General features: G+C 66.7%; 14 protein-coding genes. 8 read left to right on the forward strand and 6 right to left on the reverse strand.

Going from position 1 to position 14,653, the window contains the following annotated elements:
• The first annotated feature begins 133 nt into the window (after window positions 1-133).
• Window positions 134-919: a hypothetical protein gene (locus tag QX124_RS27310; protein ID WP_315739392.1), complete on the forward strand. Its 786-nt coding sequence runs from the start codon at window positions 134-136 to the stop codon at window positions 917-919.
• Window positions 920-980: 61 nt separating this feature from the next.
• Here the strand turns inward: QX124_RS27310 and rplI are convergent, their stop codons facing one another.
• The 4 genes from rplI to rpsF form a co-directional block, all read right to left on the reverse strand.
• Complete coding sequence (rplI, locus tag QX124_RS27315; protein ID WP_315739393.1) at window positions 981-1,574, reverse strand: 50S ribosomal protein L9; 594 nt, start codon at window positions 1,572-1,574, stop codon at window positions 981-983.
• A gap of 49 nt (window positions 1,575-1,623) precedes the next feature.
• Window positions 1,624-2,574 carry a hypothetical protein gene (locus QX124_RS27320; RefSeq protein ID WP_315798798.1) on the reverse strand — a complete coding sequence of 317 codons (951 nt, stop codon included), beginning with the start codon at window positions 2,572-2,574 and terminating at the stop codon, window positions 1,624-1,626.
• 132 nt (window positions 2,575-2,706) lie between these two features.
• Window positions 2,707-2,946 carry a 30S ribosomal protein S18 gene (rpsR, locus tag QX124_RS27325; protein WP_008963441.1) on the reverse strand — a complete coding sequence of 80 codons (240 nt, stop codon included), beginning with the start codon at window positions 2,944-2,946 and terminating at the stop codon, window positions 2,707-2,709.
• Between the two features lie 5 nt (window positions 2,947-2,951).
• Window positions 2,952-3,416, reverse strand: a complete 465-nt coding sequence (rpsF, locus tag QX124_RS27330) for a 30S ribosomal protein S6 (RefSeq protein WP_315739396.1) — start codon at window positions 3,414-3,416, stop codon at window positions 2,952-2,954.
• Between the two features lie 372 nt (window positions 3,417-3,788).
• Here rpsF and fabD point away from each other — a divergent pair, with 372 nt between their 5' ends.
• From fabD to gmk, 7 genes are all read left to right on the forward strand, one after another.
• Window positions 3,789-4,748, forward strand: a complete 960-nt coding sequence (gene fabD, locus QX124_RS27335) for an ACP S-malonyltransferase (RefSeq protein ID WP_315798799.1) — start codon at window positions 3,789-3,791, stop codon at window positions 4,746-4,748.
• Between the two features lie 33 nt (window positions 4,749-4,781).
• Window positions 4,782-5,519 carry a 3-oxoacyl-[acyl-carrier-protein] reductase gene (gene fabG / locus QX124_RS27340; RefSeq protein WP_315739398.1) on the forward strand — a complete coding sequence of 246 codons (738 nt, stop codon included), beginning with the start codon at window positions 4,782-4,784 and terminating at the stop codon, window positions 5,517-5,519.
• Between the two features lie 436 nt (window positions 5,520-5,955).
• Window positions 5,956-6,195 (forward strand): acyl carrier protein, encoded by a 240-nt coding sequence (locus tag QX124_RS27345; RefSeq protein WP_006610957.1) that lies wholly within the window; start codon window positions 5,956-5,958, stop codon window positions 6,193-6,195.
• Between the two features lie 220 nt (window positions 6,196-6,415).
• Window positions 6,416-7,681, forward strand: coding sequence for a beta-ketoacyl-ACP synthase II (gene fabF, locus QX124_RS27350; protein ID WP_315739400.1), 1,266 nt, complete (start codon window positions 6,416-6,418; stop codon window positions 7,679-7,681).
• A gap of 278 nt (window positions 7,682-7,959) precedes the next feature.
• Window positions 7,960-9,252: an endolytic transglycosylase MltG gene (gene mltG / locus QX124_RS27355; protein ID WP_315739401.1), complete on the forward strand. Its 1,293-nt coding sequence runs from the start codon at window positions 7,960-7,962 to the stop codon at window positions 9,250-9,252.
• 124 nt (window positions 9,253-9,376) lie between these two features.
• Window positions 9,377-10,264, forward strand: coding sequence for a YicC/YloC family endoribonuclease (locus tag QX124_RS27360; RefSeq protein ID WP_315755823.1), 888 nt, complete (start codon window positions 9,377-9,379; stop codon window positions 10,262-10,264).
• A gap of 3 nt (window positions 10,265-10,267) precedes the next feature.
• Window positions 10,268-10,927, forward strand: a complete 660-nt coding sequence (gmk, locus tag QX124_RS27365) for a guanylate kinase (RefSeq protein ID WP_315755742.1) — start codon at window positions 10,268-10,270, stop codon at window positions 10,925-10,927.
• A gap of 8 nt (window positions 10,928-10,935) precedes the next feature.
• Here the strand turns inward: gmk and QX124_RS27370 are convergent, their stop codons facing one another.
• Both QX124_RS27370 and QX124_RS27375 read right to left on the reverse strand, forming a co-directional pair.
• Window positions 10,936-13,194: a hypothetical protein gene (locus QX124_RS27370; RefSeq protein ID WP_315798800.1), complete on the reverse strand. Its 2,259-nt coding sequence runs from the start codon at window positions 13,192-13,194 to the stop codon at window positions 10,936-10,938.
• 381 nt (window positions 13,195-13,575) lie between these two features.
• Entirely contained in the window at window positions 13,576-14,634 is a 1,059-nt protein-coding gene (locus tag QX124_RS27375) for an alcohol dehydrogenase (RefSeq protein ID WP_315798801.1), read from the reverse strand.
• Between the last annotated feature and the right edge of the window lie 19 nt (window positions 14,635-14,653).

Raw genomic sequence — 14,653 nt, forward strand, 5'->3', positions numbered from 1 at the left:
AGGAATCGCCATCGAGGGCGTGGAGCGACCGCAACGTCCGCTGTCACGTTCGGCTGATCGCGAGAGGAAACACGGCAGCGGATGTCGCGCGGGGGCGGCGCCGTGTGGGCGAAACCATAGCTGGAGAATGAGAATGGTGGGCCGAGCGCTCAATTTGGCGACGGTGGTGGCGGTGTTCTGCATGGGCTTTGCGGGGGCCGCCGTTGCGCAGGAAAATCTCGATGCGGGCAAGAGTCCTGCGCAGATCTACAACGGGACCTGCGTGGTCTGCCACAAGTCGCCGCGCGGCCTGGTCAAGAACACCTCGGCCGGCTCGCTGCCCGGGTTTCTGCGCCAGCATTATACGACGAGCCCCGAGATGGCCGGCGTGCTCGCCAACTACCTGATTGCGAACGGCGCTGCGGATGCGCGCTACACGGGCCATTCGGCCAAGGACGGCAAGGAGACGCGGTCCGAGCGCCGCGCCCGGTCGGCCGCCACCGAGCCGTCCGAGGCGAAGCCTGCCGCCGCGGATGCTGCTGCCAGCCCAGGCGAGCCGCGCCGCCGTTCGGGTCATCACTCCAAGCGCTCCGCGCCGGCCGAGGCGAAGCCCGACGCGGCAGCGGATCCAACCGCTGCGCCGGCCGACGGCGAGGGCAGCGCGCCCGCGAAGAAGGGCAGGCTCGGCAAGCGCAAGAAGCCGGCCCAGGAGGGCTCGGCTGCGGAGGAGACGCGCGGCGAGCCGACCGGTGCGACCCGTCCGTCGCCGTCGCGAGAGGACAGCGCCGCCGGCTCCGAGCCGCCGCGGGTCGAGCCGGCGAGATCGAGCGACGCCGCCCCGGCGCTGCGGGCCGATCCGGTCCCACCGGTGACGCCGGCGCCGGCCACGACCCAGTCGGTGCCGTCGGATCCCTCGGTTCCGTCCTCGCCCTCGCGGTGAGACGACAATGAAAAAGCCCGGCTCGTTGAGCCGGGCTTTTCCGCAAATGGGCTGAGCGCGCTTACTGCTGCGCGGGCTCGCCGGCAGCGCCCTCGTCCTGGGCCTCCGGATCGAAGAACTCGCCGGCGGCGGCAATCGCTTCGGCGGCGGCGTCGCGGTCCTCCTGGCGGGTCGAGATGTCCTCGCCGCGCTTGATGCGCTCGGCCTCGTCGGCGCTGCGGGCGACCGTCACGGTCACCGAGGTCTCGACCTCCGGGTGGATCGCGATGGTGATCGTCTGCTTGCCGATCGTCTTGATCGGGGCGTCGAGCCAGACCTGCGGCCGGCTGACGGTGATGCCGTCGGCGGCCAGCGCGGCGACGATGTCACGCACCGAGACCGAGCCGAACAGCTGGCCGGATTCGGAGGCCTGGCGGATGATGACGATGTCGCGGCCGTCGATCTTCTCGGCGACCTTGGCCGCCTCGCCCTTGGCCTTGATGTTGTTGGCCTCGAGATCGGCCTTCATGCCCTCGTACTTGGCCTTGTTCTCGGCCGTCGCCCGCAGCGCCTTCTTGCGCTTCAGCAGGAAGTTGCGGGCGAACCCGTCCTTGACCTTCACGATCTCGCCCATCTGGCCGAGCTTGGCGACACGTTCCAGCAGAATGACTTCCATCGATGTTCTCCTTGTAATGTTCGGAAGCGGTTGGTGTGAAGTTGAACCTTTACGGCACCGGCAAAGGCGGCGGCTGCCGCGGGCCGAAACGGTGGCGGAGGTCGAAGGCGGCGTCGGCGAGGCCGAGGACGATCATCGCCAGCATGGGGATCGGCCAGATGAAGGTCAGCATCAGCGCGTAGGCGAGGCCGAGCCAGAGCGGCCGGGTGCGCAGTGGCAAGGTCAGCGTATGCAGGACCGCGAAGCCGGTCAGCGCATAGGCGGTCAGCAGCGCTGCGGCGGCGATCCGCGCCAACATGCCGATCAGTCCGCCTGGGAAGCAGAAGGCGATGATCGCAAACAGCGCCGGAAGCGTCATCAGCGGCAGCTTGGTGTCACGCAGGCGAGGCCATGGGCGCATCAGCCGGCCGGAGATCGCCGTGATCTTTGCGGCTGCCAGAACGTTGAGCGACAGGATCGTGGTCATGATCACCGCGGCCATGGGCGGCGCCATGAAGACCAAGAGCTCGATCAGCCGGGGAATGTCGACCGCGTCGGTCGACGTGACGGTATTGCCGAGCACGCGCGACAGCAGCCGCCTGAGACCCTGATTGGTGGCCGTCATGTCGGTGCCGAAGGAGAACGCGGCGATCAGCGCCGCGATCACCGCGATCCACAGCAGGATATGGCCGGGCGGATACCATTCGATGCCATCCTGGCCGGACGGGCTGGTCGTCGGACGGCCGAGCAGGACGAGGTGGCCGAGCCACCAGGCCGGCAGCGTCACGGAGACGGCAAAGGCGAGAGCGCGATCGAAGCCGAAGATGGCCAGCACGCAAGCGGTTGCCACGAGACCGCCGATGACAGCGCAAAGCCGGCCCCAGGCGATTGCGGCGACCAGCAGCGGCACGGGCGCGAGCAGCGCAAGCACGAGCGCCGTCATCACGCCCGACCCGGTCGAGGCGAACATGACCGCGGAGGCAGCACCTGCCGCGAGCGCGATGAGAAGCGTTCCGATCATCAGCTGTCCCGCTCCCTTCGAGCGGTTAGAGGCGTGGTGGCCCCAACCATCGGCGACCGGACGACCCGGAAGCCTTATGAGAATTCAACGAGAGGAGCCGGCGGCGCGGGGCCGCCGGTCCGAGGTCCGCAATCAGCGGATGACGTAGGGCAGCAGGCCGAGGAAGCGGGCGCGCTTGATGGCGCGCGCGAGCTCGCGCTGCTTCTTTGCCGAGACGGCCGTAATGCGGCTCGGCACGATCTTGCCGCGCTCGGACACGTAGCGCATCAGCAGCTTGGAGTCCTTGTAGTCGATCTTCGGCGCGTTCGGCCCGGAGAACGGGCAGGTCTTGCGGCGGCGGAAGAACGGGCGACGTGCGGGGGCTTCAGCCATTGATCTTACTCCTCGTCCGCAGTTTCTTCGTCACGGGGACGGCGCGGGGGACCGCGATCACCACGGTCGCCACGATCACCGCGGAAACCGCCGCCATCGCGCTCACCGCGGAAGCCGCCGCCACGGTCGTCGCGCTCACGGTCGCGATCGGCCTTGCGCATCATCGCCGACGGACCTTCCTCGAGCTCGTCGACGCGGACGCTCAGGTAACGGATCACGTCCTCGCTGATCCGCTCCTGACGCTCGATCTCGGCGATCGCCGCCGAAGGCGCGTCGATGTTGAGCAGCACGAAGTGCGCCTTGCGGTTCTTGTTCATGCGGTAGGTGAGGGAGCGAACGCCCCAATTCTCGGTCTTGGTGATCTTGCCGCCGAGACCTTCGACGATGCCGGTCATCTGGGCCGTCAGTTCTTCCACCTGCTGGGTGCTCGCGTCCTGACGCGCGAGAAAAACATGCTCATAAAGAGGCATGGCTGTCCTTTCCATGTTGGCGCAGATCCCGGCGTCAAGCCCTTCGAGCCCTTGTGGAAAGGACTCGCAGACGTCAGCTCAGAAGGCGGGAACACGGGACGACGGGCCGACTGGCCCTGCCCCATCAAAGTCGCCTGGACATCCTGGAGGAGATACATCCCCAGGATCGAGCAAGGTTAATTTGCTGGGACCGTCCGTTCAGCTCCCGGCTCGGGATCCACGGATGGCGGGCCTTATACCGATTTTCGGCGCCAAGGCAAGGGAAAGTGGTCGAATTGCGCCCGTCACGCGCTTGACATCCCGGCCTTTGCCAGTGTCTTTCCGGCCAAAGCTACTCAATTCCAGGGATTTTGGAACGTTCAGGGGGCGGCCATGACGGCAGCATTCACTTTTCCGGGGCAGGGGTCGCAGGCCGTCGGCATGGGCAAGGCGCTCGCGGACGCCTTCCCGGTCGCCCGCTCCGTGTTCGAGGAGGTCGACGCCGCCCTCGGCGAGAATCTGACCGCCCTCATCTGGGAAGGCCCGGCCGAAACCCTGCAATTGACCGAGAACGCCCAGCCCGCCCTGATGGCGGTTTCGATGGCAACCTTGCGGGTGCTGGAGGCCGAGGCGGGGTTCTCGGTCGGGCGTGATGCGGCCTTCGTCGCCGGCCACTCCCTCGGCGAATATTCGGCACTCGCGGCTGCCGGCAGCCTGACCATCGCCGACACCGCCCGCCTGCTGCGGACGCGCGGTCTCGCCATGCAGAAGGCCGTTCCGGTGGGCGTCGGCGCCATGGCCGCGCTGCTCGGGATGGATTACGAGGCCGCCGTGGCGGTCGCCGAAGAGGCGGCCCAGGGCGAGGTCTGCCAGGCTGCCAACGACAATGGCGGAGGGCAGGTGGTGGTGTCCGGCAACAAGGCCGCCGTCGACCGCGCGGTCGAGATCGCGCGCGGCAAGGGCGCCAAGCGCGCCATGCTGCTGCCGGTCTCCGCGCCGTTCCATTGCAAGCTCATGCAGCCGGCGGCGGACGTCATGGCGGAGGCGCTGTCCAGGGTCACCATCAAGGCGCCGGCCGCGCCGCTGGTCTCGAACGTGCTCGCGGCGCCGATCAGTGATCCCGACGAGATTCGCCGTCGCCTGGTCGAGCAGGTCACGGGTACGGTGCGCTGGCGCGAATCGATCGCCTACATGGCGAGCCAGGGCGTGACGCGGTTTTTCGAAATCGGCGCCGGCAAGGTGCTGAGCGGCCTGGTCAAGCGGATCGCGGACGGTGCGGTCGGTGTCGCCGTCGGCGGGCCGGCGGACATCGCGGCCGCCAAGGATGCCTTGGCCGCGGCCAAAACGTCGTAAAGGGCCGCGTGCAGCGGCATTGAGGAGAGTTTGATGTTCGATCTGAGTGGCAGGACCGCGCTGGTCACCGGCGCGACCGGCGGCATCGGCAATGCGATCGCCAAGGCATTGCATGCCCAGGGAGCGACCGTGGCCGTTTCCGGCACCCGGCGCGAGGTGCTCGAGACCCTCGCGGGCGAGCTGGGCAGCCGCGTGCACGTGCTGCCTTGCAATCTGTCGGATACGGCCGAGGTCGAGGCGCTGGTGCCGGCCGCCGAACAGGCCATGGGGCAGGTCGACATTCTCGTCGCCAACGCCGGCATCACCCGCGACAACCTGTTCGTGCAGCTGCGCGACGAGGATTGGGACGAAGTGATCAAGGTCAACCTGACCGCGACATTCCGCCTCTCGCGTGCCGCCACCAAGCTGATGATGCGCAAGCGCTTCGGCCGCATCATCGCGATCACCTCGATCGTCGGCGTCACCGGCAATCCGGGGCAGGGCAATTACACGGCGTCCAAGGCCGGCATCATCGGCATGATCAAGACGCTCGGTGCCGAATATGCCAAGCGCGGCGTGACCGCCAACTGCATCGCCCCGGGCTTCATCAAGACACCGATGACCGACGCGTTGAACGAGAAGCAGCGCGAGTCGATCCTCGCCAAGGTGCCGGCGGCGCGGTTGGGCACGCCCGAGGACATTGCTGCAGCTGCGGTGTACCTCGCCTCAAACGAGGCGGCCTATGTCACGGGCCAGACCATCCACGTCAATGGCGGCATGGCCATGATCTAGGCTCTGCCGCGGCTCGGAATGCGGCGAAAAGACGTCGCGACCACCATACCGGGCCGTGTGGTCAATGATTCGCGTGTATGGTAACCGGGCGGCTGATGGGGGCACGAAGAACGCCATTGCAGGATTTCCAAACCCTGTATATTGGCGGGGCGAGCTACCATCGTTCGCCGGGCCTCCGTCGACTGGTGCTGCTGATCCGGGTTTCTGTTTGAGCGCTCTGGATCGGAGGCGTACCGGCCTCATGGAGAGTGTGGATTGGAGTTTGTGAGTGGCCCCGTTTCCGAAGTTTTCGGACCGCAAGTCGTCCGCCAAATTTCGGTAAAGGGGCGCTGCGGGGCAAATCTGGTTTTGCGCGATCGCGAAGGAAGTTTAGCGGCCGGGGTGATGCGGATCATCCGGGGGTCGGGTCTTAAAGGAACAAGCACGAGGTTGAACGATGAGTGAGATTGGCGAGCGGGTTAAGAAGATCGTGGTCGAACACCTTGGTGTCGAGCCCGAGAAAGTGGTCGACAACGCGAGCTTCATTGACGACCTCGGTGCTGACAGCCTCGACACGGTCGAGCTCGTCATGGCCTTCGAGGAAGAGTTCGGTTGCGAGATTCCGGACGACGCCGCGGAGACGATCCTGACTGTCGGCGACGCCACCAAGTTCCTCGAGAAGAACGCCAAGAGCTGACGCTCTAGCGAAGTTGCGCGAAACCGGCCGATCCGTCTTGTGCGGTCGACCGGTTTCTTGCTGTTGGCGGCGTCGCGATGAGCCGTCATCTGGCGGCCGGCGACGGACGATTCGGACGCGCTGCCTGGCCAGAACGTGTTACTCGAACAATTGACCCGAGGTGCGGCGACGGCAGTCAGCCGATCCACAAGCGCTCAAGGTCGGGTCTGGAGAAACGAACATGAGGCGGGTTGTCGTCACTGGCCTTGGCATGGTTTCGCCGCTTGGCTGTGGTGTGGAAACGACCTGGCAGCGCATCCTTCAGGGCAAGAGCGGTGCGCGCTTGATCGAGTCGTTCGATGTCTCCGATCTTCCCGCCAAGGTGGCCTGTCAGGTGCCGCGCGGCGATGGCTCCGACGGCACCTTCAATGCCGACCAGTGGATGGAGCCGAAGGACCAGCGCAAGGTCGACGATTTCATCATTTTCGCGATGGCTGCGGCGCGTCAGGCGCTCGATGACGCCAACTGGCATCCGGCAACGGAAGAGGACCGCTGCGCCACCGGCACGTTGATCGGGTCCGGCATCGGTGGCCTCTCGGGCATTGCCGACACTGCGATCCTCCTGAAGGAGCGTGGTCCGCGCAAAGTGTCGCCCTTCTTCATTCCCGGACGTCTGATCAACCTCGCCTCGGGCTATGTCTCGATCGAGCACGGGCTCAAGGGCCCCAATCATTCGGTAGTCACCGCCTGCTCGACCGGCGCGCATGCGATCGGCGACGCCAGCCGCCTGATCGCGCTCGGCGATGCCGATGTCATGGTCGCCGGCGGCACCGAATCGCCGATTTGCCGAATCGGCATGGCCGGGTTCTGCGCGGCGCGCACGCTGTCGACCGGATTCAACGAGACGCCCGAGCGGGCATCGCGCCCTTACGACAAGGACCGCGACGGCTTCGTGATGGGCGAGGGCGCCGGTGTGGTCGTGCTCGAGGAGTATGAGCACGCCAAGGCACGCGGCGCGCGGATCTACGCCGAAGTCTCCGGCTACGGACTGTCCGGAGATGCCTATCACATCACCTCGCCATCTCCGGACGGCGACGGCGGCTTTCGCAGCATGAGTGCCGCCTTGAAGCGTGCCGGCATCACGGCAGCCGATCTCGACTACATCAACGCCCACGGCACCTCGACGCAGGTCGGCGACGAGATCGAGCTCGGCGCCGTCGAGCGTCTGCTCGGCAATTCCGCGTCGAAGATCTCGATGTCCTCGACCAAATCGTCGATCGGTCATCTCCTGGGAGCTGCGGGCGCCGTCGAAGCGATCTTCAGCATTCTCGCGATTCGGGATAACATCGCTCCGCCGACGATCAACCTGGAGAACCCGTCGGTGGAGACCGCGATCGACCTCGTGCCGCATGCGCCTCGCAAACGCGAGATCAACGTGGCGCTGTCGAACTCGTTTGGTTTCGGCGGCACCAACGCGTCGGTGGTTTTGCGGCGCGTGGCGAACTAGTGCGGAAGGACGGATGCCGCTCGGGCCGATTGTCGCTTGGTCACGTGGATATCCGACTGCAGCCACACTAGAACCCAAGACTTCGCGTGTCCTTCGCAGGTCGGCCTTCGGCGCCGATGCGGTAAGTGGATGCGCATGGCGGTGAGGCCCGGCGAAAACACCTTTTCGCCGTATTCGATGACGACATGACGAATCGTTAAATTGGGCGTGGACTTCAGGTCGCTTGCGTTGGGGAGCGCACGGCCACGACGAGAGCGACAGGACTGAAGGTTGCATCGATGAGTGAACGGCCGCCCATCTCACCCCGCAGCCCGCGCGCAGCGCTGGAGCCGGAACGCGTGCCGCCGCCGCCGCGCCGCTCCGACCGCGCCCGCAATCCGTTCGTGGTGGTCGGCAATGCGATCATCACCTTGCTCATCCTGGCCATGCTCGGCGTGGGCGCGGCCTACTATTATGGACGGCAGATCCTCGAAGCGGCAGGACCGCTGCAGGAGGACAAGATCGTCAATATCCCGCAGCGCGCGGGCAAACGCGATATTGCCGACGTGCTCGCGCGTGAAGGCGTGATCGACGTCAATCCGTGGATCTTCATTGGTGGGGTCTATGCCCTGAAGGCCAGTTCCGACCTCAAGCCGGGCGAGTATGCGTTCCAGAAGAATGCATCGTTGCGCGACGTGATCGGCGTCATCGTCGAAGGCAAGGTCGTGCAGCATTCGGTGACCGTGCCCGAGGGCCTGACGTCAGAGCAGATCGTGGCCCGCCTGTCCGAAAACGAGATCTTCACCGGCAGCGTCCGCGAGATTCCGCGCGAAGGCACGTTGTTGCCGGAGACCTACAAGTTCCCGCGCGGCACCAGCCGCGATCAGGTCGTGCAACGCATGCAGCAGGCGCAGAAGCGGGTGTTGGCCGAGATCTGGGAACGGCGTAGTCCGGATCTGCCGGTCAGGACGCCGGAGCAGCTGGTGACGCTGGCTTCGATCGTCGAAAAGGAGACCGGCAAGCCCGACGAGCGCAGCCGGGTGGCCGCCGTATTCGTCAACCGGCTGAAGCAGAGGATCAAGCTGCAGTCCGATCCGACCATCATCTATGGTCTGGTTGGCGGCAAGGGCACGCTGGGCCGTCCGATCAAGCGCAGCGAGATCACCCAACCGTCGCCCTACAACACCTACGTGATCGAGGGCCTGCCGCCGGGACCGATCTCCAACCCCGGCCGCGCCTCGCTGGAGGCGACGGCCAATCCGGCGCGCACGCGCGATCTCTATTTCGTCGCCGACGGCACCGGCGGCCATGCGTTCACTGAAACCTACGACCTGCACCAGAAGAACGTCGCCAAGCTCAGGGCGATGGAGCGGCAGACCCAGAACGACACCGTCGAGCCCGACGAGGCGCCGCCTGCCGTCGTGGGCGGCGCGGCCGATCCGGCGGCCGGAGCGGCGGCCCCACGGACTCCCGCAGCGGCAAAGAAGCCGCCGGCCAACCGCGCCACCGGCGGAGTTGCACCGGGGGCCGCACCTGGCAATGGCGCCCGTCAGGGGGCGGCGCAGCCGAGCCCGCCGGTCGTTCAGCAATAATTTCCCACGCATGTCGGCCGCGCAGAACCGGGCTTAACATTTGCCCAAAAGGCCGTAAGGTTCGCGCACTTTTGGCGGGGGCTGAGTCTGTCCTCGTTCCCAATGTGCCGGAGACATGGACGAAATGGCGCTGTCGAGCATGACCGGCTTTGCCCGTAGCCACGGAGCAAGCGGTCCCTACTCGTTCGAGTGGGAGTTGAAGTCGGTCAACGCCAAGGGATTGGACATCCGGGTGCGGTTGCCGCAGGGCTGGGACGAGGTCGAGGCCTTCGCCAAGAAGCGCGCAACGGAAGTCCTGTCGCGCGGCACCGTCTATGCGAATCTCACGGTCAAGCGCACCGAGACCGGGTCGACGGTGCGAATCAACGAGGACGTGTTGGCTGCGGTGGTGAAGATGGCGAGCTCGCTTGCGGGCCGGATCGACGCGGTCGCACCGAGCATCGATGGGTTGTTGTCGATCAAGGGCGTGATCGAGGTGGCGGAGCCGGAGAGTGACGAGGCCGAGGACAAGGCCGCCAAGGAGGCGGCGATCGCGGCGTTCGAGACCGCGCTGAAGCATCTCGTCGAGATGCGCCGGCGCGAGGGCGACACACTCGGACAAATCCTCAATCAGCGCGTCGACGAGATCGAGGCGCTGGCGAAAAAGGCGGAGGCATCGCCGGGCCGCAAGCCCGAGGCGATCAAGGCGCGGCTGGCCGAGCAGGTGGCAGCCCTGCTCGAGACCTCCGATCGTTTCGATCCCGATCGCCTGGCGCAGGAGGCGCTGCTGATCGCGGCCAAGGCCGACGTGCGCGAGGAGCTCGATCGCATTGCCTCGCACATCGCGCAGGCGCGCGAGATGCTCGGCAAGGGCGGGCCTGTCGGCCGCCGGCTCGACTTCCTCGCCCAGGAATTCCATCGCGAGGTCAACACCACCTGCTCGAAGTCGAACGACATCGAGCTGACGAACATCGGCCTCGAGATGAAGACCGTGGTCGAGCAGTTCCGCGAACAGGTTCAGAATCTGGAGTGATCCATGGTGGCTCACGACGGAAGCTTCGATGGGGTCGAGCGGCGCGGCCTGATGTTCGTGCTGTCATCGCCTTCGGGGGCGGGCAAGACGACGCTGTCGCGCCTGCTGATCGAGCGCATGCCGGGCCTGCGGATGTCGGTATCGGCGACGACGCGTCCGATGCGCCCCGGTGAGATTGACGGCCGCGACTATCACTTCGTCGACCGGGCGCGCTTCGAGGACATGGCCAAGCGCAACGAGCTGCTCGAATGGGCCACCGTGTTCGACAACCGCTATGGCACGCCACGCGCGCCGGTCGAAGCGGCGCTCTCCGGCGGCCAGGATGTGCTGTTCGACATCGACTGGCAGGGCACGCAGCAACTGCGCGAGAAGGCGCGGCAGGACGTCGTCAGCGTGTTCATCCTGCCGCCGTCCGCCGCCGATCTCGAGAAGCGGCTGCATACGCGTGCGCAGGACTCCGATGAGGTCATACGCGGGCGCATGAGCCGCGCCAGTCACGAGATGAGCCACTGGGCGGAGTACGACTACATCGTCATCAACCGCAACGTCGACGATGCGTTTGCCGAGGTGCAGTCGATCCTCAAGGCAGAGCGCCTGAAGCGCGAGCGCCGGACCGGATTGACGACCTTCGTCCGCGAGTTGCAGCGCCAGCTCGAAAGCTGAGGCGCCTGTCACGCCCGTCGGCCGAGGCGCGCCAGGATGTCCTGGATGCCGTCGAGCGACTCATCCTGCTGAATGTTGCGCGGCCGCGGCCGCAGCGCCGGCGGCCGCGGAATGAAGTCGAGCGGCGGGGTCGCCGGGTCCTCGAACGGCGTCGGCACGAACAGGGGGCGCTGCTGCTGCGGCCGCTGCGCCTGCGGTCTGTCGATGGGGAGCGCGGCGGGGATCGACGACCGCGATTCCAGGAGACTCATCAGTCGGGCCGCGGGATCATCATGCATGTGCGCGACGTTCTGCTGAGCCTCGACGGAGAACTCCTCGTGCTCCTCCTGCTGCGGCTGTGCCTCCAGCTCGTCTTCGGGCAATGAAAAGCGCGACTGCAGAAGGTTGATCAGCGCCGCCGCGGGATCGTCGAACTCATCGTCTTCGGCGGCAGGGGCCTCCGACATCATCGCGGGTCCGGCCACGGCGATGTCATCGTCAGGCTGAGCGGCCGGTTGTCGTGCCGCATGCGCGCGAAGCGTCTCGATCAGTGCGGCCGCTGGATCGGCTGGTGCTGTCGACGGCGCGCGCGTGGGTTGATCGGGCATCGCGGGAACGGGCTGAGCGGCCGGCTGGCCGCCACGCAGACGATCCGTCAGATGTTGCGACGCCGGCGTGGTCTGGGGGGCCGCGTCCTCACGCGCTGGCGGAGCCGTCTCAGCGAGGACCGCTGCAGCCGGAGCATCGCCAGCCTCGCCGGGTTGCGTGGTACGCCGCTTGGCCGCGCGCGATACCAGCAACGCGGCAATCACCTTGGCGGCGTCGATCGGGGCGCCGGCAGAGGGGGACGCGGCTTCGCTGCTGCGGGCCTTGCGCAGCGCCGACACGATTTCGCTGACGTCGACAGGGGCGGGTGGGGCGGCGCTCGTGCCAGCCTGCGTCGGTGGCGGTGCGGGTGGCGGCATCGGTGCGGCCGCCTGGACGCGGATGGGATTCGCAGGTTCAACTCGCTGCGCAGCCGGCCAGGGCTCGGCGGGTGCGGTCGGCGCCGCATAGGTCGGCGAGCGTTGCGAGGCGGCTGCGGCAGCGGCGCTCGCCTGGGCTGCTGCAATCTTGGTGGCAGCGGCCTGCGCCGCGGCCATCTGGGCAGCCGTCAGTTGTGCTTGCGCCGGAGCAGCAGGCGATGGAGCAATTGCGGCAGCCGGCGATGGCTGCACGTTGGCCGCAGCCGCCTGTGCCCCGGAAGGCTCAGCCCGGCGCACCGCTGCGCGATCCACCAGCTCATCGACCGCCTGCCACACTGCGTCGGTGGACTGCGACCGTTGCATCTCCGCAGCCGCGTCCCGGTCGCGTCGGCGAGCGGCCACGGCCGGGTGATCCTGATGCTGGGGAGACGGCGCCGGTCGCTGTGCACGGGGGTCGATCTGGTCCGTTGAAGCGGACAGCCGCGCGCTGGCGAGGTCGAGCGCCGAAGCCGGCTGAGAGCCGCGGCTGCCGCCTGGATGGGATGGTGCCGCCGGCATGCTGCCGCGGTTCGCACGCATCCCGCCCTGCGGCGCCTTGGACCGTGGTTTGATGCGACCACGGCGCATCCGTACTGTGTCCGCGTGCCAGCTGCCGTTGCGACGTTGTCGCCGTCCCATCCGGCTGAGCCGATAGAGCGCGCTCGCCAGCAGTCCTGAAATCGCGAGTGCGCCGATCACCACGAGCATGAGCACGTGGATGGGCGCTTCGGGCTTGCTCGGCTTGGGTGCGATGATCGGCCCGTCGGCAGCCGGCGCCGCATTCGCGTCCGGCTCCACATTGCCGTCGTCGGCCATTGCCGGCGGCGGCGCATCGGCCGCAATCGGGTCAGCCTGTTGCGGCGGGGCAGAGGGCCAGGGCGAGCTATCGAGGCTGCGCGGCAGGCTGGCGTCCGACGCCGTCAGCGTCGTCCGTGTGGCGAGGGTCTGCGGCTTCGGCGTGCCTCGCACGGCGAGATCGGTACGCAGCCGCGGCTGCGGCGCTTCTGCGAGGGCGTCGCTGGTGCGAACGACCGGGCCATCGGTGCGTCTTGGCGTCAGTTTGGGTGGAGCGGGCTGGGCGAAGTCCCAGGGAGCCGGCTGCTGCGTCGCCCGTATCGGTGCCGCGGCGTCACGGGGGTTGCCGTTGGCGTCTTTCAGATACCAGCAACGCCGATTGGTGCCACGATCGAAACGATAGTACCAGCGTTGCGCGTCGGACTTCTCTCCCGTCGGCTCGGTCAGACATTCCTCCGCCGCCAAGACGACGCGCGGCAGCACGAGCACGACGGTGCCAGCGATTCCGGCAGCAATGGCAAATGCAACTCCTGCCGTTCGGCTTGCCATTGAAGACTCCGGATACGCTTACGCAACGGCGCGTTCTCGGAGACAAGTTGGGTGGCAATGAGCCGCAATTCCGGATTAATTCTGTCTCGATCCTTTCGTGTCCGAGTGCGGCTTTTTTCCCACAAGAGGGTTTGCATCGCGCCGCGATTTTGGCCGCGCTATCGCGCCAAATCGGTCACATCGGTGAAGATGGACCTAGTTTTTCACCCTCAGGGGTCAAGGGCGTCACACCGACAACCTCTGCGTTTGTGGACAAATGATTGGCAGCAGCGGCAGCGGTGCAGCACCGCCGCCGCGTCCGATGTCGCAACAGGCGACGGATCAGTTCGTCAGCACCACACGTCCGACCACATGGCCGGAGCGCAGCGCATCGATCCACTTCTGTACGTCAGCCATCGGCTCCTCGCGCATCGGCGGCGGCTTGATCTTGCCGGCGCGCGCGAGCGCCATCAACTCGTGCGCCTCAGTCAGCGTGCCGACCATGAAGCCCTCGATGGTCATGCGCTTGTACACCCATTGAACCATCGGCAGGGTGAACTGGCCGCCCATCAGTCCGGAGACGACGATCTTGCCGCCGCGTGCGACGACGGACACCGCAAAGGCCATCGACTTCTCGTTGCCGGCGAAATCGACGACCTCGTCGAAGCCGCCCTCGGTCTCCTTGAGGATGCGCTTGATCACATCCGGCTCGGCCGGATCGTAGGCCGTCGCGGCGCCATTCTTCAGCGCGGTCTCGCGCGCGGCCGCCGAGAGGTCGGCCACCGAGATCGGTTGCTTGAACATCGCCTGCGCGAACGACAGGCCCATCATGCCGACGCCGCCGAGCCCGATCAGCAGCAGATTGCGCTGGCGCGGGCGGTCGACGAGGCGCTTTAGCGCGCCATAGGCAGTCACGCCGGAGCACATCAGCGTCGCGGCCTGATTGACCGGAAGCGGATCATACTCCAGCAGATATTTCGCGTCGGGCACCAGCACGTGCGTGGCGAAGCCGCCGTCGATCGAGACGCCGAGGAAGCGCTGCTTGGCGCACAAATTCTCGTCGCCATTGACGCAGTCGCGGCATTGGCCGCAGCCGATCCACGGAAACACTGCGCGGCGCGCGCCGATCAGCTCCTTCGGCACGTCGGGTCCGACCTCGTCGACGACTCCGGCAATCTCGTGTCCGAGCGTGAAGGGCAGGGTCATGCCGCGCGTGGTGTCGAGGCGCTTGCCATTGCCGAGATCGGCATAGCCGTCCTGGATATGCAGGTCGGAGTGGCACAGGCCGCAGCGCTCGATGCGAACCAGAACTTCCCGGCCTTGCGGCTTCGGCGTCTCGACGATCGTCTCGCACAGCGGTGCGTCGAACTTGACGAGCGACTGACGGCGCATCAACGCCATGATGAAACTCCCTGAAATG

It is taken from the genome of Bradyrhizobium sp. SZCCHNRI3043, assembly GCF_032377735.1.
Taxonomy (GTDB): Bacteria; Pseudomonadota; Alphaproteobacteria; order Rhizobiales; family Xanthobacteraceae; genus Bradyrhizobium.